The 26,640-nt window shown below is 46.9% G+C and carries 26 protein-coding genes; 14 read left to right on the top strand and 12 right to left on the bottom strand.

Annotation, left to right across the window (positions count from 1 at the left end; genetic code table 11):
* Positions 1-569 (top strand): DUF192 domain-containing protein (locus BCY86_RS06070; RefSeq protein ID WP_216636007.1); only part of this gene is annotated, 569 nt, incomplete at its 5' end.
* The gene (locus BCY86_RS06065; protein WP_216636006.1) at positions 548-1,306 is read left to right on the top strand and encodes a peptidylprolyl isomerase; all 759 of its coding nucleotides are present in this window, start codon (positions 548-550) and stop codon (positions 1,304-1,306) included. The genes BCY86_RS06070 and BCY86_RS06065, both read left to right, overlap by 22 nt.
* Before the next feature lie 59 nt (positions 1,307-1,365).
* Here the strand turns inward: BCY86_RS06065 and BCY86_RS06060 are convergent, their stop codons facing one another.
* A complete protein-coding gene (locus tag BCY86_RS06060) occupies positions 1,366-2,766 on the bottom strand; it encodes a hypothetical protein (protein WP_075276939.1) in 1,401 nt (466 codons plus the stop codon).
* A gap of 152 nt (positions 2,767-2,918) precedes the next feature.
* Between BCY86_RS06060 and BCY86_RS09800 the strand changes: the two genes are divergently transcribed.
* On the top strand, positions 2,919-3,095 hold the full coding sequence (locus BCY86_RS09800) for a hypothetical protein (RefSeq protein WP_156865111.1): 177 nt from the start codon (positions 2,919-2,921) through the stop codon (positions 3,093-3,095).
* A gap of 9 nt (positions 3,096-3,104) precedes the next feature.
* Here the strand turns inward: BCY86_RS09800 and def are convergent, their stop codons facing one another.
* From def to BCY86_RS10080, 11 genes are all read right to left on the bottom strand, one after another.
* The gene (gene def, locus BCY86_RS06055) at positions 3,105-3,662 is read right to left on the bottom strand and encodes a peptide deformylase (RefSeq protein WP_075276938.1); all 558 of its coding nucleotides are present in this window, start codon (positions 3,660-3,662) and stop codon (positions 3,105-3,107) included.
* An 86-nt stretch (positions 3,663-3,748) separates the two neighbouring features.
* Positions 3,749-4,879 (bottom strand): bifunctional diaminohydroxyphosphoribosylaminopyrimidine deaminase/5-amino-6-(5-phosphoribosylamino)uracil reductase RibD, encoded by a 1,131-nt coding sequence (gene ribD / locus BCY86_RS06050; protein WP_245776209.1) that lies wholly within the window; start codon positions 4,877-4,879, stop codon positions 3,749-3,751.
* On the bottom strand, positions 4,876-5,346 hold the full coding sequence (nrdR, locus tag BCY86_RS06045) for a transcriptional regulator NrdR (protein ID WP_075276936.1): 471 nt from the start codon (positions 5,344-5,346) through the stop codon (positions 4,876-4,878). Before nrdR ends, ribD begins: the two co-directional genes overlap by 4 nt.
* Positions 5,347-5,358: 12 nt before the next feature.
* Positions 5,359-6,603, bottom strand: a complete 1,245-nt coding sequence (fabF, locus tag BCY86_RS06040) for a beta-ketoacyl-ACP synthase II (RefSeq protein ID WP_075276935.1) — start codon at positions 6,601-6,603, stop codon at positions 5,359-5,361.
* A gap of 167 nt (positions 6,604-6,770) precedes the next feature.
* Positions 6,771-7,064 (bottom strand): acyl carrier protein, encoded by a 294-nt coding sequence (gene acpP, locus BCY86_RS06035; RefSeq protein WP_075276934.1) that lies wholly within the window; start codon positions 7,062-7,064, stop codon positions 6,771-6,773.
* 179 nt (positions 7,065-7,243) lie between these two features.
* Positions 7,244-7,990, bottom strand: coding sequence for a 3-oxoacyl-ACP reductase family protein (locus BCY86_RS06030; RefSeq protein WP_075276933.1), 747 nt, complete (start codon positions 7,988-7,990; stop codon positions 7,244-7,246).
* Positions 7,991-8,015: 25 nt separating this feature from the next.
* The gene (gene fabD / locus BCY86_RS06025) at positions 8,016-8,996 is read right to left on the bottom strand and encodes an ACP S-malonyltransferase (RefSeq protein ID WP_075276932.1); all 981 of its coding nucleotides are present in this window, start codon (positions 8,994-8,996) and stop codon (positions 8,016-8,018) included.
* Positions 8,997-9,014: 18 nt separating this feature from the next.
* Entirely contained in the window at positions 9,015-10,007 is a 993-nt protein-coding gene (locus tag BCY86_RS06020; protein WP_075276931.1) for a beta-ketoacyl-ACP synthase III, read from the bottom strand.
* Between the two features lie 171 nt (positions 10,008-10,178).
* A complete protein-coding gene (gene rpmF, locus BCY86_RS06015) occupies positions 10,179-10,367 on the bottom strand; it encodes a 50S ribosomal protein L32 (RefSeq protein WP_075276930.1) in 189 nt (62 codons plus the stop codon).
* A 5-nt stretch (positions 10,368-10,372) separates the two neighbouring features.
* A complete protein-coding gene (locus BCY86_RS06010; RefSeq protein WP_075276929.1) occupies positions 10,373-10,936 on the bottom strand; it encodes a YceD family protein in 564 nt (187 codons plus the stop codon).
* A gap of 98 nt (positions 10,937-11,034) precedes the next feature.
* The gene (locus BCY86_RS10080) at positions 11,035-12,696 is read right to left on the bottom strand and encodes an HTH domain-containing protein (RefSeq protein ID WP_075276928.1); all 1,662 of its coding nucleotides are present in this window, start codon (positions 12,694-12,696) and stop codon (positions 11,035-11,037) included.
* A 584-nt stretch (positions 12,697-13,280) separates the two neighbouring features.
* On the opposite strand from BCY86_RS10080, the gene guaB reads away from it, so the two are divergent.
* The 11 genes from guaB (at position 13,281) to serC (ending at position 26,531) form a co-directional block, all read left to right on the top strand.
* Positions 13,281-14,735, top strand: a complete 1,455-nt coding sequence (gene guaB, locus BCY86_RS06000) for an IMP dehydrogenase (protein WP_075277612.1) — start codon at positions 13,281-13,283, stop codon at positions 14,733-14,735.
* A 16-nt stretch (positions 14,736-14,751) separates the two neighbouring features.
* The gene (lipB, locus tag BCY86_RS05995; RefSeq protein ID WP_075276927.1) at positions 14,752-15,522 is read left to right on the top strand and encodes a lipoyl(octanoyl) transferase LipB; all 771 of its coding nucleotides are present in this window, start codon (positions 14,752-14,754) and stop codon (positions 15,520-15,522) included.
* On the top strand, positions 15,522-16,913 hold the full coding sequence (locus BCY86_RS05990; protein ID WP_075276926.1) for a M23 family metallopeptidase: 1,392 nt from the start codon (positions 15,522-15,524) through the stop codon (positions 16,911-16,913). The genes lipB and BCY86_RS05990 overlap by 1 nt, the downstream gene beginning before the upstream one ends.
* An 82-nt stretch (positions 16,914-16,995) precedes the next feature.
* Positions 16,996-18,678, top strand: a complete 1,683-nt coding sequence (locus BCY86_RS05985) for a multiheme c-type cytochrome (RefSeq protein WP_075276925.1) — start codon at positions 16,996-16,998, stop codon at positions 18,676-18,678.
* Positions 18,679-19,062 carry a hypothetical protein gene (locus BCY86_RS10355; protein WP_075276924.1) on the top strand — a complete coding sequence of 128 codons (384 nt, stop codon included), beginning with the start codon at positions 18,679-18,681 and terminating at the stop codon, positions 19,060-19,062.
* 6 nt (positions 19,063-19,068) lie between these two features.
* Positions 19,069-19,815 carry a DUF362 domain-containing protein gene (locus BCY86_RS05975; RefSeq protein ID WP_075276923.1) on the top strand — a complete coding sequence of 249 codons (747 nt, stop codon included), beginning with the start codon at positions 19,069-19,071 and terminating at the stop codon, positions 19,813-19,815.
* On the top strand, positions 19,727-21,727 hold the full coding sequence (locus BCY86_RS05970; protein WP_245776208.1) for a 4Fe-4S binding protein: 2,001 nt from the start codon (positions 19,727-19,729) through the stop codon (positions 21,725-21,727). The genes BCY86_RS05975 and BCY86_RS05970 overlap by 89 nt, the downstream gene beginning before the upstream one ends.
* 9 nt (positions 21,728-21,736) lie before the next feature.
* Positions 21,737-22,777: a uroporphyrinogen decarboxylase gene (gene hemE / locus BCY86_RS05965; RefSeq protein WP_075276922.1), complete on the top strand. Its 1,041-nt coding sequence runs from the start codon at positions 21,737-21,739 to the stop codon at positions 22,775-22,777.
* Between the two features lie 162 nt (positions 22,778-22,939).
* Positions 22,940-23,890 carry a ferrochelatase gene (hemH, locus tag BCY86_RS05960; RefSeq protein ID WP_075276921.1) on the top strand — a complete coding sequence of 317 codons (951 nt, stop codon included), beginning with the start codon at positions 22,940-22,942 and terminating at the stop codon, positions 23,888-23,890.
* Complete coding sequence (gene hemG / locus BCY86_RS05955; protein ID WP_075276920.1) at positions 23,887-25,323, top strand: protoporphyrinogen oxidase; 1,437 nt, start codon at positions 23,887-23,889, stop codon at positions 25,321-25,323. Before hemH ends, hemG begins: the two co-directional genes overlap by 4 nt.
* 74 nt (positions 25,324-25,397) lie before the next feature.
* Positions 25,398-26,531 (top strand): 3-phosphoserine/phosphohydroxythreonine transaminase, encoded by a 1,134-nt coding sequence (serC, locus tag BCY86_RS05950; protein ID WP_075276919.1) that lies wholly within the window; start codon positions 25,398-25,400, stop codon positions 26,529-26,531.
* Positions 26,532-26,640 lie beyond the last annotated feature (109 nt).

The following is a 26,640-nucleotide window of genomic DNA, read 5'->3' as shown; positions in this document are numbered from 1 at the left end:
CCCCCCCGAGCCTCTATGCAGTGCCTTTTTTATTTTTATTGTTGGGTTGTTATCGAGCGCGTTTGGAAGATACGGCTGAGGGGAATCGATCTACCTCTACTTTATCATCACATGTGTCTTTTTGTCCTGCTGCACCTACTGCGATGTCTTCTCTTTCACGGGAAGACGTGATTTTCATGGATGCCCCTGGTCAGCCTATTGTTCATGCCGAATTAGCTCAGCAGCCATCTGAGATTGAACGGGGGTTGATGTATCGCTTGTTTTTAGGAGAAAGAGAGGGGATGCTTTTTCGATTTCAAGAAGAGAAGGAACACCTTTTCTGGATGCACAACACTTGCATTTCATTAGATATGATTTTTCTGAATAGGGAGGGGCGAGTGACTCATCTTGTTAAAAGAGCACCAATCTTGACGGATACGCTTCAAGGGGTTGGAGCGATTTCCCTCTCTGTGCTTGAAGTCAATGCAGGATGGGCAGTTCAACACGGGGTTCAGTTAGGTCAGAGGGTTCTTTTTAAACCGTGCGTCCATGAAGGAGGATCTCAAAAATGCAATTCAACAGAATGGTAGGTTGGATTTTGCTCAGTGTGTTACAAGAGGTGTCGTGTAAGAAGGTGCCTCCTGAACCTCTTCCACCCAAACAGGAAAGTCCCACTTCCTCTTCAGAGACACAAGCACAAGAAGGTGGGAAGGAAGGGCAAGAGGGTAGGGCTGTGAACGATAAGAAAGAAGCATGGACATTAGCGGAGGCTCTTCAAGGCATAGAGGGGAAAGGGAAGCTGCTCGCCACACTGCATACCTCATTAGGTACGATGGAATGCCAGCTGTATGAAGATAAGGCCAGTAATGCTGTGGCAAATTTCGTAGGTCTCGCACGAGGAATCCGTCTATGGAGAGATCCTGTTTCTAAACAGTGGGTTAAAAAACCTGCCTATGATGGTACCACTTTCCATCGCGTGATCAAAGACTTCATGGTGCAAGGGGGTGATCCAAAGGGAGATGGAACTGGCGATCCAGGTTACGTTATTGATGATGAAATTTGGCCGGGTGCAAAACACGATCGGCCTGGATTACTGTGTATGGCTAATCGCGGGCCTAATACAAATGGAGCTCAGTTTTTTATTACGCACAAGGCTGCTACGCACCTTGATGGTGGATACACGATTTTTGGAGAGTGTGTTGATAAAGAGAGTCTGCAAGCCCTCGATCGAATTGCGACTACACCCGTTAAAGGAAGTAGCCCTATAACTCCTGTTAAAATCGAGAAAATAGTGATCACAAGAGGAACTCCTCGCTCTTCTTCATAATCTAATCTTTTAGTTTTGGCTTTTCCTGATCGAGCAACGTGATAAAGAGGAGCTGCTTTTCAATCCGGTTGATAGAGGATAGATTGCGTTCTCTCGCGGTAGTAATAAGCATCCCATTTGCCTCCTCGGTTGAATGTCAGGGCTCCGAAGAGATTCCATCCGATTGACCATATTGCTGCCAGTCGAAAGAGAAAACCGAACGGCTGACCTCCTATCGCGAGCAGAATCAATAATAAGAGGGCGTAGTCATTGGAGAATCGGTATCCAAATTGCCGCCATCCTGTGTTCTGATAGAGCAGGTCCATACCAATGCAGAGGCATGCACAGAAAAGGACGGTGACATAAAGGGGACTGCGCGTTCGAGGCCATAAAATCCACAGGTAAAAAGGTGTCGTAAACCACAGGGCTAGGCCATGCTCATTGATCTGGAAGGGAGGGCTCGATGAGGAAGAGCGCGCTGGGATCCAAGGTAAAGAAGAAAGCATTACCCCTAGGTTTTTTGCAAGATAGTGATAACTGAAAAGTCCCCACTGTTCGATGCGCGTGCGCCATAACACGTTTAGATATTCATGTCCAAATGCGAATGGGCTTAACGTGCCGAAGCGAGTGTAGTTCATCCATCCGCATACGACAAAAGAGAAGAGAAGTGGAATACTAAAAGAAAAATAGACTGCAACTAGTTTTTTAATCTGAATTTGATTCCAAGGAATAGAGAGAAAAGATTTAGTTTTTTCTGGTGTGTCTGAAGAGGAGACAGAAGCGGAGAGGGGAAGAGTAGAGGCTCGCATCGCTTCTACCAAAAAAAGAGGTGCGGTGAGGAGCATTGTCGGTCGGGTCATCCATCCGCATGCAAGAAAAAGCCCTGCCAGAAAAGGTCTTTGAGCTCCTAAAGAGCACAGAATATAAGCAGCGCCTAAAAGAATACTTACTACATGGGCTGCAAACCATACGGTTCCTTGAACAGCTGTGAAAAAGAAAACTGTGCCGAATGCAAAGAGCAGGCATAAAAAAATGTTTTCTTTTTGGCTTCGTAAAGAATGTCCCATAGTGCTGAGTTTTTCTAGGACTAAAAAGAGAAGAGGGGTACTTAGACCAGCGAGCCAGATGATCAATTGCCCGTCCTTAAAGGATTCAGCATCTCCTGCAATTTTTACAAATGGGAGCATCAGCATGGCAGGAAAAGGGGGGAATGAAATATACGTTTTCCCTTTATAAGAAGCGAAATCGTTGTTGAAAGTATAGTAAGGGGGACCTTCTGGTAGATCTTGTCGCCCTTGAAGCCATGCTTCCGCGAGTAGTGCATAGTGATTTGAGTTCGTGTGCTCTTCTAACCTTGCAGGGCCAGCAATCAGGGCAAAAATAGTTGTTGTGATCGAGTAGAGTAACAACAGCAGAAGCGGGAGACGAAAGTGCGAAAAGAAATACGCGTTTGAACGGAAAATGGAGAAGTAGTTACGCATTTTTTTTCTTTGTTAGGAAAAAATATAGACATAAATCAACAATTTAAAGTGGCATAACATTTGAATGGAGAGAAAGGGTGAGAAAGCAAAATCGATCAAAAGCAATTGTCTTGCTCTTCTTATAGAGGAAAGAAATAGATAGGAAAAATATCATGGAATGTTTGTTAGATTCGTCCGAGCATAAACAAGGGGAGAAATCACTCCCAATCCTTGCCAAGTCTATATACCGCGAATTGCGTGCCAGCGGATATGAGGAACAACATGTTATCGCACTGGCTGGGGAACTCCTCGGTGTGGTAACCAAGGAAGTGAAAGCGCGTAAAGTGTAACAATAGGTTCTACATGAAGGCCCGTGAAATCCCAACCACATGGTTAGGATACTGGTTTGTGGAATGATTAACGCTTCGAGTTATCATTTTTCGATGTAGCATCCGCTTTTGCAAGGGGCCTACGCGATCGATGATCAATGTTCCGGTGAGGTGGTCGTACTCGTGTTGAATCGCTATAGCCAAGAAACCTGAGGCAGTTAGTTCAAAAGCGTTTCCTTGTCTATCTTGAGCTTGCACCACTATAGAAGCAGCACGATCGATATTAACTCTTGCGCCTGGAAAGCTAAGGCATCCTTCTGTAGAATTAATGACTCCTTCTTTTGAAAGAATGACTGGGTTGATAAAAGTCCGCAAATCACTTTTTTGATGTTCCTCAGCGGTATCTACCAAAAAGAGTTGCAGCGGCTTTCCAATCTGAGTCGCTGCCAGTCCTGCGCCTGAGGCTGAATACATCGTCTCTGCCATATCGTCGATCAGTTGGTGAATCTCGGGAGTGATTGTTTCAATAGGTGCTGCTTCTTGACGTAGCCGTTGATCAGGATATTGAAGAATAGTGTGAATTGCCATAACAGAAAGTTCCCTTTAAAAATAATGGATCAGCAAAAGCGAATCAAATCCATCATCATTAAAATATCACAGTTATTAATTGCCCTTCAATCCTTTCCTGGTGGAAAAATAAGGGAGCCACGTACATAAATATCATTACCACACTGTTCCCAGATCGGCTCCGAGATTCTTGGTGCCTCTTCTAGTGAGCGCGGGCCTCCCCAGTCGATGGCTCCAGGTATCCCCCTAGGGCCTAACAGAATGGGGCTTATAAAAAGGTGAAGCTGGTCTACGAATTGGCTAGCGAGCATGCTGCCCGCAAGCGCAGCGCCCCCTTCTACAAGGAGATTTACAATACCGTAAGAGGCTAACATGCGCAGGGCAGACGCGATGTGGATACGCCCTTCTGCTGAACTTTTAACTCGAATCATTGTAATGTTTTGTTCAGCCAGCTCTTGTTCAAGAGTAGGGGATGCCTGCTCCCCACAGAGGACCCAAGTGGGAATTTCATGAGCTGTTTTGACCAGAAAAGAACTAAGAGGAAGTCGCAGATGGGTGTCGAACACGATGCGAATCGGATTATTCCCCTTGGGTGCTTCACGCACGGTCAGTTGGGGATTATCGGATAGAACAGTAGCAATTCCCACAGCTATCGCATCTTGTTTTGCACGTATAGCGTGCACTCGCTGCCGGGCGAGAGGTCCTGTTACCCATTTTGCTTGCCCTGTGCGTGTGGCAATTCTGCCGTCCATAGATAACGCTAATTTGAGAGAGAGATAGGGAAGACCTGTGGTCACTGCCTTAGCCCAGGGGGCAATCAGCACCATCGCTTTTTTTTCTTCGACTCCAACGGTCACTTGAAGCCCTTCTGCCGCAAGCCGCGACGCTCCCCCTCCCGTTACATGCGGATTGGGATCATGGCATCCGATGACTGCCCGTGAGATACCTGCTTGGAGCAGAGCGTCTGTGCATGGAGGAGTTCTTCCTACGTGATTGCAGGGCTCGAGAGTGACATAGATAGTGGCCCCTTTTGCCTTTTCTCCAGCAAGACGCAGAGCTGCAATTTCGGCATGCTCTTCTCCAGCGCGATCGTGATGTGCTTCTCCAACAAGCTGACCATCTTTGACGATACACGCTCCAACATGAGGATTGGGGGATGGACAGCCTCTGCGCCCTACCTCAAGGGCACGCTGCATCCATTTTTTGTCTTGTTCGGAATAGTATGGGTTAATACTCACCTTGCCTCAATATGACCGGTGTTAACCATTTTTTTTAGCTCTTCCATGAATTCGTTAATGTCCCGAAAGTGTCGGTAAACACTTGCAAAGCGAATATATGCAACCTCATCCATTTCATGGAGATGAGCCATCACTTTTTCCCCTATTAATTGTGCGCTGATTTCCTTATCTCCTGTATCGATCAGCTCTCGCTCAATTTGATCTGCGATCACTTCAAGCCGTTCGAGCGAAATCGCTCGTTTATCACAAGCTTTTTTCAGTCCGACCATAACTTTTTGGCGATCAAATGTCTCCCGCCTCCCATCTTTTTTGATTACATAGGGTAAAATTTCTTCAATGCGCTCGTAGGTTGTGAAGCGTCGGGCACAGTCTTCACATTCTCGACGGCGGCGCGTGCTGTCACCTGTGGCTGATACTCTTGAATCGATGACTTTGCTCTCGAGATGCGAGCAGAACGGGCATTTCACGCCTACCTCTGTCTACTCTGAAAAATAAGAAAGGAGAAGGGAACAGTTCGTCCCACCAAATCCAAAGGAATTGTTAAGAGCATGTCGAATCGCTCGCATGCGTGCCGTGTGAGGTACGTAATCGAGGGTACATTCAGGATCAGGATGATCAAGGTTAATGGTGGGTGGAACACATTCTTCTTTAATCGCAAGTGCACAAATGGCGCTTTCAAGTGCGCCTGCAGCACCCAATAGATGCCCTGTCATGGATTTGGTAGAACTGACCCACAATTTTTTATCAAATGCATGGGATCCGAATACCTGTGCGATTGCTCTCGATTCGGCAATATCGCCAGCAGGAGTAGATGTTCCGTGGGCGTTGATATAATCGATATCTTGAGGCGAGAGCCTGCCTTCCGCGAGAGCCATCTGCATCGCTCGTTGAGCCCCTTCACCGTTGGGGGCAGGTTGAGTCAGATGATAGGCATCACTGGTTGCACCATATCCTTTTATTTCAGCGTAAATCCGAGCACCGCGCTTTTTGGCTCGCGAGAGTGACTCCAAAACAAGCACACCAGCGCCTTCTCCACAGACAAACCCATCTCTATTGCGATCAAAAGGACGGCTTGCAGCTTGAGGGTTTTCATTTTGCTTGGAGAGAGCCATCATCGCTTCGAAACTTCCGATCCCAACTGGGGTGATCGTTGCTTCTGCACCTCCTGCGATCATAATTGAAGCATGACCTCGCTGTATCCAGGAAACAGCTTCTCCCAAAGCATGTGCCCCACTGGAACAGGCACTTGTTGTGCAATAGCTTGGCCCTCGCAATCCATACAGCATAGAAACCTGTCCAGCTGCTAAGTTAGCAATAATTCCTGGTATGGAATAAGGACTGATTTTAGAAGGTCCTTTTTCAATTAAGGTAACCTTGGTGCGTTCAAGAGTGTGGAGCCCCCCTAGACCTACTCCAATAAAACACCCTGCCTTGTTTTTCTCCTCATCGGTTAGGGTCAACTCTGCATCATTGAAAGCAGAAATTGCAGCGGCCATTGCAAATTCTGCAAATCGATCCATTTCTTTGATCTTCTTCTTTTCAATGAAGAGGGTGGGATCCCATCCTTTGATTTCTCCTGCAATGCGGGCTCGAAAAGGGGAAGCATCAAACAAGGTAATCGGTCCAATTCCACTTTTTCCTTCTACAATTGCTTCCCAGCTTGGACGGGTACCAATCCCTAAAGGAGTCACAAGACCAATACCAGTGATGACAACGCGTTCCATAGGCCTATCCGATATTTCTATTTTCATTGATGAAACAATAAAAAGACAAGCGTTATCGTTTTAAAGCGTGTTGACTTTTTCGATCAGGCGGCCTTGCATGCAGGTACCCCTTTATCATAAAGAAATTCGATCGATCGTCTAAACAGTTTTTCGAAGCGTTGATGCGCTTACGTTAGACGCTTCTTGGTATGTTCTTCGATATAATCGATAGCGTCTTGGACTGTGCTAATTTTCACCGTGTCTTCATCGGGAATATCGATTTCGAACGCTTCTTCGAGTGCGAGCACGACTTCTACCAGACCCAGTGAGTCAGCACCGAGATCATCGATAAAGGAAGACCCTGGTTTAATATCTTTATCATCCACATCAAGCTGATCCTTGATAATCCGCTTGACTTCAGAGGCGACATCTCGTGTCCCTTTGCTTTCAGAGTTCGCTTCGTTTACAGCCTTTTCTACCATGTTATTATACCTCATTGCTAATAAATATAAGAATATTCTAGTTGGAAAATGATGTTTTTATCTCGTAGCATGCTTGTTTTATAGCGGGGAGCACTAAGAGATAAAAATACTAATTGTCTCTTGAATGCAGCTCTTAAGGATTGGTGTCAAGACAGTGCGCTTTCAGATGCTCTACTTTTTTAAATGTAGATTCCCCCATTAATGCGTAAGATTTGTCCTGTTACATATCCTGCTTCTTCGCTCGCTAAGTAAACGACAGCGGCTGCTATGTCATCTCCCGTTCCTATTCTGTTGAGAGGGATTGATTGAAGCAACTGTTCTTTTCTGGCTTGACTAATTGTAGAAGTCATATCGGTTTCTATAAAACCAGGTGTTATAATATTTGCTGTCACCTGTCGAGAGCCAAGCTCGCGTGCGATCGATTTTGCCCCTCCGATCAGCGCTGCTTTACTGGCGGCGTAACCGACTTGTCCCACCCCTCCGGTTTCTCCAATAACGCTTGAAAGAAAAATGAGACGCCCAAAGTGATTGCGGATCATGTGCTTTGCAGCCGCCTTGGCACACAAGAGAGCACCTTTGACATTGATGTCGAACATCTGATTGAGGACTTGTTCAGTGAGCCGGAGCAAAAGACCATCGATTGCAATTCCTGCATTCGCGACAAGAATATCGAGCTTTCCATCTTTTTTGATTAAAGCATCGATCGCTTGTTCGGTTTCTTCTGGATGGGAGACATCAAATTGAACTGCATCCACTTGCAGCCCTTTTTGGGTTAATTGTGAGACGAGCTGTTCTGCGGCTTCTTGGCTTTTGACATAATTGAAGATAACCTTTGCCCCCTGTTTGGCCATAGCCTGTACGCAGGCGCGTCCGATTCCGCGAGAGCCACCTGTCACTAGTGCAACTTTTCCTTTGAGCTCAAACATCTTGTGCCCCTTCCCTTCCTTAGACTTAAGAAGAAAGCTTTTCGTGAGGGTTGTATTCTACCCTATATTTTTCCATTAAAGTATCTACTTTTTTAAAGGATTGGAGATCTCCTAAGCTAAATGTAGAGATGGAGGGGGAGATCCGTTTGACAAGTCCTGCGAGCACTTTGCCTGGACCTATTTCCAATGCAATTTGGATCCCTTTGGATTCTATGAGTCGTATAGTCTCTTCCCATTGAACAGGATGATCGATTTGCCTGATCAGGCGTGCTTGAATCGAGTCATGTTCCTCGTGCGGTTGCACGTCCACGTTCGCGATCACAGGGAAACTTGGCTTTTGGAAGGGAACTTCAGCGAGCGCTCGTTTAAGTTTCACTGCCGCAGGAGTCATCAGGGGGCAGTGAAAAGGGGCACTTACCTTCAGCGGAGTGACCTTTCCTCCAGCTGCTTGGATTAATTTTTGAACTCGCTCGAGAGCGGGGAGATACCCTGCTAACACAACTTGTCCTGGTGCGTTAAAGTTGGCTGGACTTACGGTTTCATTCCCTTCACTTGCTTGCTTGCAGAGCTCGATTAAAAGATCGTTTGCCAATCCTAAGGCGGCGATCATAGAGCCCACGCCGACAGGAACAGCCTTTTGCATAGCTTCCCCTCGAATGCGGACGAGTCGAACTGCATCTTCAAAAGAGACGGATTGGGCAGCGAATAGGGCAGAGTACTCTCCTAAGGAATGGCCAGCAGCAACAGAGGGCAGAGGGGGATGGTGATATCGCTCAAGAAGAGCAGCAAGCACAGCCGCACTCATTGTGACAATGGCGGGTTGTGCATTGGAAGTGAGCATCAGTTCTTCCTCAGGACCATTGAAAATAAGCTCAGACAAAGGTTGTTTGAGAGCTTCATCAGCTCTTTTAAAAATTTCTCTGGCAGCATGAGAGGCCTCGAAGAGATCTCGTCCCATTCCTGGGAATTGAGAACCTTGCCCTGGAAAAAGCCACGCAATGCTCATTATGATGGATGCTCCTACTTATATTCTTAATAAAATGCTCCCCCATGAGATTCCTGCCCCCAGCCCACACATTAATACGAGGTCCCCTTTTTTAATCGTTTCGTTGCGTAGGTTCTCATCCAATAGTATGGGAATTGAAGCGCTGGAAGTGTTGCCTACTCGATCGATATTCATCAGTACCTTATGTGCGGGCAAGGAGAGACGACTGAGCAAAAGATTGAGGATCCGTATATTGGCTTGGTGTGCGCAGATCCAATCGACATCAGATAGAGATATCCCCGCTTTCTCAATCACCTTGAGAGTTGCGGAGTGCAGATTTTTGATGGCAACTTTGAAAATATCTTGCCCCTGCATAAACACTTTATGCTTCTGCTCATTAAGATGCTGTTCTGTGATGGGAAACGCGGTCCCCCCTGCAGGAATCATCAATAGGGAAGCCAAGGATCCGTCCGTTGACATATGGTGCGAGAGGATTCCTGTGGGATATTTCTCTTCTTGATGTGCATGTGCTCCTAGAATAACAGCTCCTGCCCCATCTCCAAAAAGTACACAGGTGCTTCGGTCTTGCCAATTCACCACCTTAGAAAGGAGCTCAACCCCTATAACGAGAATGTATTTCATCGCTCCACTGCGAATGAACTGATCGGCTATAGAGAGACCGAAAATGAATCCTGCGCATGCTGCACTGATATCAAAAGCCGGGCAAAATTTAGCTCCGATTTGCTGCTGCACGAATACCGCAGTCGCGGGCATAGGATAGTCGGGAGTCACTGTTCCGACAATGATCATATCGAGGTCAGTGGCTTGAAGACCAGCTGCAGCCAAGGCTGATTTTGCAGCGGAGGAAGCCATTTCACTGGTTGTCATCGATTGTTCAGCAATATGGCGCTGCTTAATGCCTGTCCGCTCTGTGATCCAAGCATCTGTGGTATCAAGTGTCTTTTCCAAGTGAGCGTTTGTGAGAATCTTAGGAGGCAGGTAATGGCCTGTACCAACAACACGAGAGCGCATATGATTGAACATCCTCGACCTTACATGACCAGTACTACACCAAAATGGTATTGCCAAGATCCTACTTTTTATTCAAAATAGGGATAAGAAGAACGTTACTCCAACCCATTCTGAACAAAAAAAACACATGCATGGCTGCTGCAACAATCGATGAGGGAGGATACTAAAAAATTAAGAAGAAGTCCTTTTGTTTATCATTGCTCGCCCTTTGTAATATCCGCATGTAGGGCATATCTGATGGGATAAAAGTGGCTCCTGACAGCGTTGGCAGGAAGATAGGTTGGGAGCAACAACGCGGTCATGATTGGCGCGGCGCATATTTCTCTTGGAGGGGCTCGTTCTTCGTTTAGGGACAGCCATATGGTTTATTCCTTAGGAGGGTTATGAGAAATGATTTCTTTTAATTTGAGAAGAGGCAGCAATCGTGGATCTACGGGATCCAGGTATTCTTGTACACTTTCGTTAATAAAGTCTGTAGAGATAATACCTGGGCATGCTTCAGAACACAAGGGAATCATGGGGAGAGAGAGAATAAGCTCATCTCGAATGAGCTGATTGAGGACAATTGTTTCCCCTTCATAGGAGATCAGATCTGCTTCTTCTTGGAGAAATTCATATTCCTCTTGGTCTTTGTAGGCATGCCTAGAACCTGATGCGGGGACAAACAAAGCTGTAATGGTAGGCTCGAGGGCGATCGTTGTATCTTGAAGACAACGTGCGCAGGGAACAACTACCTGAGCGTGTAAAGAGCCGTGAATTACGATATCTTGCCCGCTTTTCGAAGCACGCACACACGCTTCGCCCTCTGTTGGGGTAGGAATCACTTGATATCCTTCCAAGCTTTGTTGAACCCAGTCAACGTGGAGGGGAAAAGTGAACTCTCTGCCTCCCGCATCGAGATCGTGCAAAGAGATTACAAAATCATGCATTGCTTTCTGTTCTAACTTTTAAAAAGAACCTCATTGCTGGATTGTTCACCTAGAACCGCAAGGCATCCATTGTTTTATGGTCTACTTTGGTTCTGCCTCTAATTGGAATTGCACAGCGTCTCGAAGAATTCCATGTCGGGAATCGATGTCGGATAAGAGGTTTGTACTACGCCTATGTTGTTTTCTTCAAGTAGTTTACAGAACGAGAGTCCATCATAAACAGAAATCGTTGGCGCTAAGAAGAGAGATGCCTCTTCCTGTGCTCCTGAAAGAGCAGGTCCTAGAGAAACGAGCCAGCCGGCTGAAGCAGGTCCATAGTGATGCAGTGAGCCCCGCAAATCAATAACCCGTTCTCGCCCAATCTCTCGTCCATCCTTTCGGATTGCCAAAGCGGCTTTGATATCGTTTCCTCCCATCCGGTAGATCCCCATGAAATGCATTTCATTCGAGGATAGTCCAGAGCGCCTGACCAGCTTGATATTGGTCATTCCTGCTTTTCCAAGAACAAGGAGCACAAGCTCTACAAATGCCTGTGGGGGGAGCTCCTGGAGCCGCTTGAGGAGAACGTGGCGGGATGCTTCTCGATATCGCTCAGTTGCAGCGATCACTTCCTGTTCTAGACGGATAAAGTCGTGACCCAACAGCCAATCGGTTGGGGCTACTCCACCGTCGGCACTAAAACGAAAACGAGGCCGCTTTCCTTGACTTGTGCGACGGAGATTATCGATGCGCAGAGAAGCTGCAACTTGCATGATAGCAGAATTCAGATCTCCATTGGATATTCGTCCTTTTCTTAGCAGCATTTCTGTCAGAAAGTGGAGGGAAATGGGGCCAGAATTCCAATCAAAAGTGGAAAGAGTAGCCCATACAATATCTGCCAACTCACGACCTACTTTTTCCTCTCCATCGAGAGGACCTGATCCCCCTGTTACTCCTAGCGCTGCATGACTGCTAGCAGAGGATACGGGATGCGAAGCGGAACGATCACGCAAACCAAACCGCCCGCCTGAATTTCGTGATTCTCGAAGGGTGGAGCTAATACGCTCTTCTTCTCCTGAAAGGGAAGGTGTTGCACTATTGTTTCGAAGACCATGAGCATTGGAAGCAAATTCGTTTGGTCCTCCCCCACGCCCACGCCTTCTTCTGCGTCTTCTTCTCCGTGTTCCGTCCCCTAGGCCACCTTCCAATAGAGCATTTGGATCTTCAGATGTCCCTTGCGAGAGTAGAATCGGCTGGTCGTCATCTTCTTCATCATCGAAGAGAGCTGTTGCAGAAGCTGCAAGGTTAGCGCGGAGAGCATCTTCGCTGGAAAGGGTAGGGTAGACCTCATTATTATTGTTTTTTTCCTGTTCTGAATCAGAGAAGGGGGAAGGATGGGGAGATGAATTAACTTCCGTGTTTCTGCGTGAAGTGAGCACTTGTTGTTGCTCAGCAGCCTCTACCTCCAATGCATTGACATCATTAGAAATATCTAATTCGACATTGCTTTCGAATGAGTCAGATAGTTCTGAAAAATCGCCTTTAGCGGATCTTTCATCCCACTCGCGCAGACCAAATACTCCTGGTTTAATGCGTACGATTGGATTTGACTTGTCATCTTTTTTTAAAAGAGCGGCAAGTCTAGAACCCATTGTAATTTCTGGACTCTTCCCGACATGGGATAACAAATTCTTTTCTATCGCGAGATCAGTAATTTCTTTATAGTGCAAGGGCTTGCCTATCAGCCGCAAAACCTGCGTGGCAGCTTCAGTAAATGTCATGATATTTTACCCAGCCCCCTTTGTGGGGATAGGAGAAACAGTCCTAGTCAAAGCCCGTTTCTCAACGTTATAGTCTACTCTCTTGACAATCACTTGTTATTTCAAATTCTGAATTCTTTGAACTTGTCGGTGTAATAAGAGCGATATGAGTGATGACACATTGAACTTAGCTTATACACTCATTATCCATCAACCACAAGCTTTCAAACCATGTTAGCAATTGTAACAAGGAACATGCCCTGTGATTTGAAGTTGTGATGCCAATAACGACATTTTGTGTAAACTAGCACACATAAAAACCACTTATCAATGCTTTTATATCCTAAAAGGATAAGTAGGTCAAAGGAAGAAAAGAGAGTTTTTTACTGAGTTTGTACAATAATAAAGAACTTGCTCCCAACGCAAATAAACAAGGGTTGCAAATTAAGAGATCAATCGGAGCAACGATAGGAAAAAAAAATTGATTTTCTTTTTTCTTCAGTAATCTCTTGTTTTCCTTAGCATTCCCTTCATTTGAGTACTTCCTAATTGCTGGAAGCTCTCTTTCACTTGCTTTTGAAATTGGTCAGTGTACAGCGTATAGCATGCTTGAGGAACAACTACGCGAGTGTCTTACCTTTGATGATGTTCTTTTGGTTCCAGCTTATAGCGAAGTCCTCCCTAAGGACGTCGATTTGCGAACTCAGTTAACTTCTAAGATTAGCTTGCATCTCCCTTTGTTGAGTGCTGCGATGGACTCTATCACAGAAGCTCGAATGGCTATCACGATGGCTCGATATGGAGGCATAGGAATTATTCACAAAAACTTTTCTCCGGCTGAACAGGCTTTTGAAGTTGAAAAAGTCAAGCGGGTGGAAAGTGGCATGGTGTTGAACCCAATTACGGTGAGCCCTACACAGTCGCTGCGCTCTGTTTTAAAGGTGATGCGAGTTCATGACATCTCAGGTGTTCCCGTCACGGAAGGGGATAAACCTGTAGGTATTTTGACGGCTCGCGATATACGATTCGAGGAAAATTTAGATCATCCCGTTCATGCTCTCATGACGAAGACACTAATCACTGTTCCACCTCGCGTGTCTACGGAGCATGCTAAGAAGCTTCTTCATGAACACCGTATTGAAAAGCTTCTTGTCGTCGACGAAGGTCGCCTTGTGGGTCTCATTACGATCAAAGACATTTTGCAGGCAGATCGTTATCCTCAAGCTGTCAAGGATGAGATGGGGCGTCTTCGAGTTGGTGCTGCTGTCGGTCCAGGTCATGATTGGCGTGAGCGCGTAGGGCTTTTGAGCGAAGCAGGGGTCGATGTGCTGGTGGTAGATACCGCTCATGCTCATTCTAAAGGGGTGCTTGATATGATCCGTACCATCAAGAAAGATTTTTCTGATCTTGAGGTGATTGGAGGAAATGTGGCCACAGCAGCAGGGGCAGAAGCTCTTATTAAAGCTGGGGTGGATGCAGTTAAAGTCGGAATTGGCCCTGGAAGCATCTGTACGACCCGTGTCGTGGCAGGCATAGGAGTTCCTCAGATGACTGCAATTCAGGATTGTGTACGTGTTGCTGCTTCCCATGGCATTCCGATGATTGCCGATGGGGGTATTCGGCATTCGGGGGATATTACAAAAGGGATTGCAGCAGGGGCTCAGGCGATCATGATAGGTTCACTCTTTGCTGGAACAGATGAATCTCCTGGGGATCTGATCCTCTACCAGGGGAGGAGTTATAAGGCCTATCGCGGGATGGGCTCGCTGGGAGCGATGAAAAAAGGCTCCAAAGATCGGTATGGACAAGGGGGAACGGCTGATGAAAAATTGGTGCCAGAGGGGGTCGAGGGTCGAGTCCCGTACCGAGGAGCCCTTGCACCGATTCTTTTTCAGCTTGCTGGAGGACTTCGATCGGGGATGGGCTATACAGGTGCTCGCACCATTCAAGAGCTCCATCAGAAGGCAGAGTTTATTCGGATTACAGGGGCAGGATTGCATGAAAGTCATGTGCATGATGTGATGATTACGGAAGAGGCCCCCAATTATCATCGATTATGATGCGTGAGCGCGTTGTATGCGTTCAATCGATGCTCATTGGCTTGGGCGAATGCCCTATCAAAAAGCTCATTCTCTGCAACTCGCTCTGGTAAATGCGAGAAAACAAGGATTAATTGAAAATACCTTGCTTTTGCTTGAGCATGAGCCTGTCATCACGTTAGGACGAGGTGCTGATCCTGCTCATGTTCGAATCTCTGATGAGATGCGAGCCTGTCTAGGAGTCGAGCGGTATGAAACTGGTCGAGGGGGGGGGGTAACTTATCACGGTCCGGGACAATTGATTGCCTATCCTATTTTCGATCTCAAACCGAACCATTGCGATGTACGGCAGTATGTACAAAATTTAGCGAAAGTGATGGTCCTTCTTGCAGGCCACTATGGAATTTGTGCAAAATCGCTCCAAGAACCAAAAAGAATTGGGGTATGGATAGATCGCAATTCTCCCTTCGAATGGGGACAAATGCAGGCGTATGAACATCGATTAGCTAAACTTGGATCTATTGGAATTCGTTTATCTCATTGGATTACGATGCATGGTTTTTCTTTTAATGTTGCTCCCGATCTGCAGGCTTTTGATTGGATTGTACCCTGTGGAATCAGCAATTTGGATGTGACCTCATTGGCCAATGTAGGAATATCTACCCCTTCTCTTGAATGTCTCGCTGAAATCTCTCTCCCTTGCTTTGAGCAGGTCTTTGAAGCTCCAGTCCGTTATGCTGATGTTTTGGAGACACAAGCGCTTTATCAACACGTGCTCCCTTCTGAGGAAGCTGAAGTTGGGTTGTGATGGAATTTCCTGAAGAATTTCAAGAGCAAGCGGAGTCGCTCTTTTTGAGGAGGCGTTTTGCATTGCTTCGAGCGGTTAGCCTCTTTGGGTTTTTGATGGTTGCGCTCTCTCTTTTTTTCTACGTTCGTCAACGAAAAAAATCTTCTTTAAACGCTTTCTTGTCTGAATCGATCGTTACAGCTGCCCCTTTGCCTCTTCCTGAAATCAATGATAAGAAAGTGGAGTCCATTCCTCCAGTTTGGCGGCTTCAGCAACTAGCTGGACCTAGAATACAAATAATCAAAGGGACTGTAAAGAAAAAGACGCTTTTTGCTTCTCTCCGAGGAGTGGGAGTTTCCAAAAGAGAAGCTTACCGTGTGCTTTATCCGTTGAGTAAAGTGCCGAGTTTTCAGAAACACCTCAAGAAGTCTCATGATTCTTTTACGGTGGCTAAAGTACATGCTACAGGGCGAGTCCTAGGCCTTGAATATGAAGCCTCTCCCCAACGTATCTGGCAGGTGCGGGAAAGGGAAAATGGAACTCTCGAAGCTCGGAAACTCGCTTTGCGTGTCGAGTATCTCCATACAACCAAAGCGGTTCTTGTCCGTACGGGTCTCTATGAATCGTTTAAAGAGGCAGGATTTGGTCAGGAGTTGTCTGAGAAATTACAAACAGCTCTGCGAGGTTATCTTGATCTGTCCATGACCCAATCGAGAGGATTTCTCCGGTTTGTGATTTCGGAAGAACGCATTGAAGGTGTTTTTACAGGATATCGAAATGTGGAGGCTGTCGAATATTTATCGCCTCAAGGGGATAAATCAGTTCGTATTTATCGATTAGGAGGGGCGGATAGCAATATGGAGGGAGATCGCCGCTATTCTTTTTATGATGCAAAAGGGAAGCAGATTATCTACACAGGTTGGTCAGCTCCTCTTCCTACGGGCAGGGTGAGTTCCTCCTTTAGCCCGCGACGGAAACATCCAATCCATCGCGTGGTGATCCCACACACCGGTGTCGATTACGCTGCTCCGATGGGGACTCCTGTTCGGGCAGCTGCTGCAGGAGTAGTGAGGACTATAGGAAAGGGTGGACCGTGTGGTAACATGGTTCAAATTGAACATCCTAGGGGGATAACCAGTGCTTATTGCCATCTTTCTGCTTTTGCCCCTCGCCTTCGTGAAGGTCAGCAAGTGAAGGCAGGGGAAGTCATTGGCAATGTAGGCCACACCGGGTCGGCAACAGGCGATCACTTGCACTTTGCGATCAAACGTGGTTCTACTTTTATTAACCCGCTCTCTCTCGGGTTTAATCGAATTCGTATGCTCCCGCCTGGACGAGGAGCAGAGTTTGAGAAGAAACGAACAGAAGCAGACGCATTATTGGATGCGACCCCTCTTCCCCCTGCGGTGTAAGAAAGGGCGAGTTCCTTGCTCGGCAACATCAAACGTCTTGCGCTTCTTGGTTTAAAAGTGGATAGTTTCTGTAGGGCTTCTTATGCGTCAGTATCGGCTATTCTTTTTTCCGTTGGGGCAAGCGAAGGTAAATATCCACCTCTTTTCTATTTTTTTGTTGGTTTCTCTCTTGGGTGAGGGGTGTCATTCGCGAACCAACATATCTGCATCTTCTGACGGCCCTACAGATACAAATCTCCGCTTTTATCTCATTTCTGATGTGGGTGGAGTGATTGAGCCATGTGGCTGCGTTAAAGATCAAATGGGAGGCATTGCGCAGGCTGCCTCTTTCTTAAAATCAGGGCAATTAGAAGTACCCGATTCTGTTTTGATAGGGGCAGGTCCTCTCTTTTTTAAGGAAGTTAATCTTTCAGATGACAAAAAATGGCAGGAGATTGCTTCTGCTCGGCTTCTAGCTAATTCCTTTAGCAGAATGGGGCTAGTCGCTTTTTCTCCAGGTCTCAATGATTTCGGAGAAGGGATGGATCAATTGCGTGCGTTGGTGCAAAGGAGTCAAGCTTGTGCTCTCCTTTCCAATGCTGCGGATGAGACGGAAGCGGGTTCTCCTATTTTTACAAACCAGATCATCAAAGAAGTTAGCGGCATTAAAATAGGTCTGATTGGGGTGATGGAGAAGGATGATCAGCACAGCATTTTTTCTTCGAGTCCGAAGCTGCAGGACCGAAGTCTAGCAGATGTGGTGCACGAGATGGTCCGATCCCTTAAGGATCAAAAAGTACAAATGATCTTTTTGCTTGGGTCTCTCAATCCCGGAGAAGCGAAGCGAATTGCAGATAAAGTTCCTGGAATTACAGTAATTTTGATTGGCTCTAGGGTAACTTCCGAGGAGGTGAATACAGATTTTGTTTCTCTGGAAAAAGTATGGCCTGAAGAAGAGGATCAAAAACAGGAGAAAGTGGGTGCGTTGATTGTTCAGCTCCCTAACCATTTACAAGGAATTGGTGTCCTTGACTTTCATGTCCGTGGGGATCTTTTCTTTGTAGATGAGAGTGGTCTGAAGCTCGCAGCCAAGGACGAACAGCTTGGAGGAAAAATTCGAGATTTAAATGTTCGTCTTGCTATTGCTCAGCAGGATAGAGCGTCTCAACAACAGATAGATGTTCTTCAGTCAGAGTTGAAGCAACTTCAGGCAGACCGTATTTCCCTTATGAGACAACTTCCCTCCTCAGGAAAGAGCTACTTTCGTTATCGAGTCCAAGAGATTCGGGACAGCATGAGGAAGGATCCTGATGTTTCAGCGGATTTGGAGCAGTATTATCGGAGCGTGAATGAACACAACCGAATTATCTATGCAAATAAAAAGCCCCCTGCTCCAAGTCCTGGTCAGGCCTACTATGTGGGAGGGGAGAAATGCAAAGATTGCCATCTAAGTGCTCACTTGTTTTGGGAAAAAACGCCTCATGCCCGTGCTTATGCAACTCTCGCTAATCAAGCGAAAGAATTTAACTTAGACTGTGTTGGATGTCATGTGACGGGTTATGAGAGGCCTGGGGGGAGTACGGTGACATGGAATACAGGTCTGCAAAATGTCCAGTGCGAGTCATGTCATGGTCCTGGTTCGATTCATGTTCAGACCCAACGTAAAGAAGATACAGTTTTATATGATCCGGCTTTATGCATTGACTGTCATCACCCACCTCATGTGCATGAATTTGATGTAGACATGAAAAAGCTTCGTGTTCTTGGCCCAGGACATGGACAGTAAGTGAAACGAGTGTCTCGAATTCCCTCTAAACGAGTGGCCCCTTCTGTAGAATCGAAAACGGATTCGACAAGACGGTTTCCCTCCAGGCATGAGGTTCTACTTCGTCTCGGAAAAACAGCTGGAATGGTGGCAGGAGGTACGCTTATCGGGCGTTTGATGGAAAAAGGGGGGAAAGGAGTGAAGCCTTCCCTAGAACGACGAGTAAGGGATTATCGAGTTAAAAGCCCACAGCAAAAACCTGTCCAATTGGCGATTGCTCGTAGAGGGATTGGTTTGCCGGTTTCCATAGAAGATCTTGTCCAAAGGGCAATAGACGCGCTGGGTGGTATGCATCAGTTCGTCTCTCGGGGAGATATTGTTGTTATCAAACCGAATATAGGATGAGATTGAGTGCCTATTCATGCAGCGAATACGCATCCTGAAGTAGTCAGTTCCGTCATTAAACTTGCTTATGATGCGGAGGCGAAGAAAATTGTGGTAGCGGACGGTTCTTGCAACGACCCCCGGCGCTGTTTCCAACGGTCAGGGATCTGGCGAGCATCCTGTGAGTTAATGGATGAGATATTACTTCCTGCAGAGCATCGTTTCTGGACCATGCGCTTGAAGGGGGATGTTCTAGATGAATGGCCAGTTTTTACTACCCTGATCCAAGCGGATAAAGTGATCAATGTGCCTGTCGCAGAACATCACAACCTGGCCAAATATACTACGGTTATGAAAAGTTGGTATGGCCTTCTTGGAGGACGGCGCAATCGCCTTCATCAGAACATCGATACATCGATTGCTGATCTCGCTGCATTTATGCACCCTTCCTTGGTCGTTGTGGATGCGATCAGGGTGTTGGTCCGCAATGGTCCGCAGGGTGGAAGCATTGATAATACTCAGGTGATGCATACCATTTTGGCTTCTGTTGATCAGATTGCAGGCGGTGCATTCGGATGCACTTTGATCAGTCAACGCCGAGATCATATCCCTTATCTTGAGATAGGGCACGAGCGTGGGCTCGTGACCATGTTTTGGGAATCGCTATCACGTCAGGGAAGTCTAGATGGCAACCTCTTGTCATGGCTTTGGACTCACGTCCTCTGTTCACAAGAGAGAGAAAGAGGTGGCATTGCTCGATCCGCCCTTTTCTAAATCACATCAGCAAACTGACGTGGAGCCTATTCCGTGGAAGACAAGAAAGAAAGGGGTGGTCTCTGCTCTGGATCAGATGACATCAGCCATTCGTTTGTCTCTTCCCATGGTACGCGATCAGGTCATAGAGAGTGGCTTTTCTGTATCTCCCGTTCCTTCGTTTAACGCCAACCTATCCTGTCAGTCCAAGGTCTCTGTCAAAAAAACTAAGCGTTCTGGATCGGGCATCCCCGCTCGTCTGATCGTTCGTGTTTTGGTTTGGCTCCGTCGTTTTTCTCAAACATTTTTCTTGGGAATTTTTCTTTATTTTCTCTGTCAAACCTCTTTTCGTTGCAGTTTTTCCGCCAGTGCAGAAGCCCCCATTCGTCTTCTATTGCTGGTAGAATTCTTTTTGCTTGCTGATCCATGGGTGGGGGGGGTGACTCTTCTCTCCACCCATACGATCTATCGGGGTTTGCTCTGGAGTTTGGGGATGCTAGTGCTAACTCTTCTCTTCGGTCGCGTATTTTGCGGGTGGATATGTCCTTTTGGAACGCTGCACCATCTTTTTGGATGGTTACTCTCCTCACGTCATGGGAGGGGGGCTGCTAGGGTTGGGGCTAATCGGACCCACACTTACCAACGTGTGAAGTATTATCTTTTGTACACTTTTTTGTTTGCTGCGATAGCAGGAAGTGCAATCAGTGGTCTGCTTGACCCTCTTTGCATTGCAGTTCGTTCTGTTGGATTGGGTGTGATCCCTGCTATCCAGTATTTTGCGACTAGGGGGTTCGCCACTCTTGATCATGTCTCTGCTCGCTCCATTCAACAAGGGTCGGATGATATGCAGGGTTTTCTTGCTCAAACTTTATGGCAACCTAAGCAGGCTTATTTCCCCCAGACGTGGCTCATTGTGTTTTTGTTTATGACAGTCCTGTTTGCGAACCGTCTTCTTATTCCCTGGTTTTGGTGTCGAGTCCTCTGTCCTTTAGGTTCTTTTTTAGGAGTTTTTGCTCGTTTTTCCTTGTTTAGGATGGAAAAAGACCACGCCGAATGTACGGATTGCAACTTATGTCTTGTTCATTGTCAGAGGGCAGATAGTCCTCAAGGGGGTGTCAAGTGGCGTCAGGACGAGTGTCATATGTGCATGAATTGCGAAGCATCTTGTCCAGAAGATGTCATTAAATTTCGATTTTTTCCCAATCGGTTGAGCGTTCGGACAGAACCTGACCTAGAACGTAGAACCACAGCTGCAGGGGTTGTCTTTCTTCCTGCCACTCGGATTGCGAATGTCCTCGATGTGAACTACCACTCTAAGATCATTCGTCCTCCTGGCTCAGTGGAGGAACGTGCTTTTCTTGAGCGCTGTATTCGCTGCGCGGAGTGCGTGAAAGTCTATCCTAATAATGCGCTCCATCCTGCTTTCTTCCAAGCTGGAGTAGAAAGGATCTGGACCCCTATTTTAATCCATCGTATTGGTTACTATGAGTATTCGTGTGTTCTTTGTGGTCAAGTGTGTCCTACAGGGGCGATTCAAAAGATCGCGGAGAAAGAAAAGTTAGGGATGGGAGTTCCTCCTGTGAAGGTAGGGACTGCTCTTTATGACCATGGAAGGTGCTTTCCATGGAGCATGCAAGCTCCCTGCATTGTATGTGAAGAGTTCTGTCCGATTTCACCGAAAGCGATTTGGGTGAAGGAAGTGGAAGTCCCTGTTCGAGAATCCACACCAGATCTAGCGTGGGAACAGCCAGCTATGAAGACGGTTAAATTGCAACGTCCTCACGTCGATCCGAATTTATGTATTGACTGCTGTGCGTGTGAGAAGATCTGTCCAGTCAATGACCAGCCAGCGGTATACGTAACTAGTGTGGGGGAGAGCCGATCGAAGACCAATATCATTTTCCTGGAAAATGCCAATTATAGTGCAACATAAGAGGGTATCATGAATGATCTTTTCTTAAAAGCGTGTCGACGGGAGCCTACATCACGCACCCCTATCTGGTTGATGAGGCAGGCGGGGCGGTATATGCCTGAATATCGTGCCTTGCGCGAGCGGTATTCCCTTCTTGAAATTTGCAAGCATCCGGAATTGGCTTTACAGGTAACACTGCAGCCAGTTCGGTTAGGGGTAGATGCCTGTATTCTTTTTGCCGATATTTTATTGCCCCTTGAGCCAATGGGGATTCACTTCTATTTTGAACAGGGTGAAGGCCCTGTCCTGGAACGCTCCATTTCTTCTTCTGAAGATGTTGAACGTCTATCCATTTTTGAGCCTCGCCAAGAACTTGGATATGTTCTGGAGGCTGTCCGGTTAATCAAGCGAGAACTCGCAGGCAAATTGCCTCTGATTACATTTGCAGGGGCCCCATTTACATTAGCGAGTTACTTGATTGAAGGGGGGAAAACAAGACAGTTTCTTAAAACCAAGCGGTTGATGTACAGCAATCCTCTGGTCTGGCATTCCTTGATGATGAAGTTAGCTGAGGTAATCCGGGATTATCTCCGTGCACAGGTAGAAGCAGGGGCAGATGCGGTTCAGCTTTTTGATTCTTGGGTTGGACAGCTTTCTCCTTTAGACTATGAGACGTATGTTTTTCCTTATACAACATCTATTCTTGGGGATGTGGTGAAAATGGGGGTTCCAGTGATCCATTTTGGGACGGGGACACACTCCTTGCTACCTCTTCAGAAGAAAGCTGGGGGGACGGTCATTGGCTTGGATTGGAGGGTGCCTCTCGTGGAAGGGTGGCGTCTGGTGGGCGAAGATGTGGCTATTCAGGGAAACTTGGATCCGGCGGTGTTGCTTGCTCCAGTTTCTGTGGTTAAAGCACATGCGGCTAGAATTTTATATGATGTGGCTGGTCGTCCAGGGCATATTTTTAATTTAGGGCATGGTGTATTCCCACAGACCCCTGTAGAGATAGTCCAGGAGCTGATTGAGTTTGTGAAAATGAAGAGCTCTTCTTTGTCAGTGATCAGTTGAATCGGTTGAAAAAGCTTTTTTAAGGCGAAAAGTATTTTGTTTGTAGAAATAAGGGGAGTAGGTAGCTATTGTTAGCCTCGATCTCTTTATTTTGTGAATAAGTCATTCCCCGTATCAACTGCAGCAAACAGTTAAGCTTTCTCTAGGTCAATAGGGATCATAATGGAAATTTCTCGGACTGCTCTTCTTTTGGTTTCGCATGGAGGTGTGGAATCGCTGGGAGACCTGCCTGACTTTCTGTCGAAGATCCGTCGAGAAAGGGGTGTTCCAGCTTCCTTATTTGAAGAAGTCAAGCGCCGTTATGAACTAGTTGGTGGGCAGTCCCCATTGAATGCCATTACTCGTCAAATAGGTCAAAAGCTTGAAAGCCGTTTACACTTGCCTGTCCGTGTTGCCTTCCGATTTGTTCCACCTCATTCTGAAGAGCAGCTGATCCATATGAAGAAGGATGGATACCGACATGTGGTCGTATTGCCACTGGCTCCTTATTCAGCTGTACTATATAGCCAAGAAGTCAAACGGGTGGCGGAATTGATTGCGTCGAGAGGAGATGGGAAGATACACGTGGACGGAGTGACCAATTGGGGGGATGAACCTGCACTGATTCATGCTTTCGCCCGATCTCTCACGCTGGCCTTAAATGAGCTGGAGAAAAGCATACGACGTCAAACCACTGTTATTATGACAGCTCATTCGCTGCCTCTCCATGTTCTGAGAGATGGAGACCCCTATGCTGATCAAGTTAGGTCTACTGCAGTCCGAGTTGCAGCTAGTCTGGGGGAGCGATGTCCTCCTTGGGAGCTTGCCTTTCAGAGTCAGGGATTTCAAGATGAATCCGAGCAGCCTGTCCGTTGGCTAGGCCCATCTCTTGAATCGGTGATTCAGGCGTCTGCTCAACGTGGAAGCCGTCATGTCCTGATTGCTCCGATCGGGTTCCTTTCTGACCACGTCGAAATCTTATATGATATCGATCACGAAGCGAGAAACATTGCTCATTCCCTTGGCCTTTCTCTGTCTCGGACAGCCTCACTCAATGCCTCAGAGCTTCTCTTGCAAGCATTAGAAAATATTGTCTATCCCTTTCTCGATTCTGGAGAGCAAAAAAAGAAGTGACAAAAATAGCAATTATCGGAGGTGGAATTTCTGGCCTCTCTTTGGCTCACGCGCTTTCTTATCGTTCAGAAGCATCTTTTGATCCAATGACTGTTCATGTCTTTGAAAAAAAAGAAAGATGGGGAGGAAATATTGTGACAGAATATTTCGATGGGTGTACGTTGGATGCGGGGCCTGACTCCTGGGTGGCTCGCAAGTCCTCTGTCTTGGAGTTGATTCGTTCCATTGGATTAGAAGATGAACTGATTGAAGTTGAGCCCAGTGCGCGGCGGGTGTACCGGGTGGGGGACTCTCCCCGATTACAGCCTATGCCTGAGGGATTTATGCTTGGAATCCCTGCCAGTTGGTCTGCGTTGTGGCAAACCCCCCTTTTCTCTTGGAAAGGGAAGCTTCGGATCGCCTGCGAGCCTTTCGTTCCGTCTAAGTCCTGGGAGAGGCAGGGCGATGAGTCGATAGGAGACTTCTTTATGCGCCGTTTCGGGGAAGAGATGACCTATCGCATGGCTGCTCCCCTTTTGGGGGGGATTTTCGCTGGGGATATTTTTAAGATTTCCCTTCGTGCAACGTTTCCTCAATTGATTGAAGCGGAAATGCATGCAGGTTCTCTTGTAAAAGCGATACGTGCGGAAAGGAAGAGGCTACGGTCGCATCCTTTGTCCAAAGGGCATGGACCTTTTCTATCTCTTAAGCGAGGGATGGGTTCTCTTGTGGAGCGGCTTGTATCGTCTTTGGAAAAAGGAGGGGTGCACTTTCATCTTAGTGCCCCTATTGAACGGATTGAACGTTGTGCTTCTTCTTCTGGTCCTCCCTTTCGAGTGTACCGGGCAGGGGATTCTCCTTTCCTTGCTGACAGGGTGGTTCTGGCAATTCCGACCCATGCGGCAGCTTCTCTTTTGCGTGAGATCTATCCCGAGTGCGCTCAAGAGCTGGATACCATCCCCTATACATCCGTGGCGACTGTATTTCTGGCCTATCCAAAGGATCGGATCGCGCATCCACTGGATGCGGCTGGTGTTCTTATCCCGCGTGAATCTGGCCGGAAAGTTCTGGCAGCTACCTGGATTTCAAGTAAGTGGGCTCATCGTGCTCCTCCGTCTACCGCTCTTTTGCGCATTTTCTTCGGAGGGAGTGGGCGTGAGGAGATTGTCAGTGCGGAAGATCGAGTTCTCGTTCAATTGGCAAGGGAGGAAGTAAAATACCAACTATCCATCGATGGAGAGCCTAGTTGGGTGCGCGTGTTTCGGTTTTTAAAAACTTCCCTTCAGCCTCCTTTAGCGCATCTCAAACATATGGAAATTCTGAAAAAGGAAATAGAAAGTGAGGGGCCGATTCATCTTCTCGGAGGGAGTGTTGTGAGTATGCCTGACTGTATCTCGCAGGCTTTCGAGCTTGCATATCGGTTAACAGCTCAGCTTTCTCGATCCATCTCTTGACAGTCTAACGTTTCTCTGAATACAGATAAGGTTATTCTTATTTGAGAAGCCTCTTCTTAAAAAAACTAGCAATAATGAATTCTCGCTGTATTAATTTTAGTCCTGGCCCTTCCGCGTTACCTCTTTCTGTATTACAAACTGCTCGAGAAGAGCTCCTCAACTTTTCTGATACCGGCATGTCGGTGATGGAGCAAAGCCATCGGGGGCCGGTCTTTGAAGCGATTTGCCAAGAAACGTTGGCCCTCATTCGAGAGTTGTGCAAATTGCCTCAAGATTATACGGTTCTTCTGCTTCAAGGGGGTGCTTCCCTTCAGTTTGCTCAAGTCCCTCTCAATTTTTTGGGGGAGGGGGAAACAGCTTCTTATTTAACTCATGGTCTTTGGGGGGAAAAAGCCCTTGCCGAAGCGAGGATAGTGGCTGCTGCACGAGGGGCTCATATTCATCTAGCTGCTCACACAGGCATTGAGCAGGACGGTAAATTTGCTTATACAAGGGTCCCCCTCCCAAAAGAGACAAATATTCATCCGTCTTCTGCTTTCTTACACTTAACAAGCAACGAGACAGTCCATGGACTTCAATTTGAAGTTGACCCTGAACATCCTTTTCCTGTTTGTCCAGGGGTTCCCATTGCTTGCGATATGTCGAGTGATTTTTTAAGTCGGCCGTTTGATTATACCCGCTTTGATTTAATCTATGCGAGCGCTCAGAAGAATATTGGACCTAGTGGGGTTGGGGTAGTTATTGTCAGGAATGAATGGATGGAGAAGGGGAGACTGGATCTGCCTAAAATTCTGCAGTATCGAATACAAGCGCAGGCGGGCTCCCTGTACCATACGCCTCCAACCTTTGCTATTTATATGATGAGACAGGTTCTTCTATGGAAAAAGAGCGTTGGAGGGATCGAGCAAATTGCTGCTTGGAATCGTGAGAAATCCTCTTTGATCTATCAACAGATAGATCGCTATCCAGAGCTCTATCGATCTTCTGTGGAGCGCACAAGTCGGAGTATTATGAATGTGGTTTTTTATCTTCCGACCGCTGCGCTTGAATCTGCATTTTTGGTGGAAGCTAAGGTACATGGGATGGTTGGGCTTCGGGGGCATAGTCGTGTGGGAGGAATACGGGTCTCCCTGTATAACGCGATTCCAGTAGAATGGGCTCGAACACTGAGTGAGTTCATGGGGTGGTTTGCAGAGAATAATGGATGAGCCGATTGCACTTATGAGAGCGCCACCGCTGTTGCATTAAGTTTATCCTATTAATGAAGAAGGGGAAATATAGATATCTGAATCGCAGGAGCAAGAGGATAGAGTGGGG

The organism is Pajaroellobacter abortibovis, assembly GCF_001931505.1.
GTDB lineage: Bacteria > Myxococcota_A > Polyangia > Polyangiales > Polyangiaceae > Pajaroellobacter > Pajaroellobacter abortibovis.
This window is presented reverse-complemented; position numbering and strand designations above follow the sequence as displayed.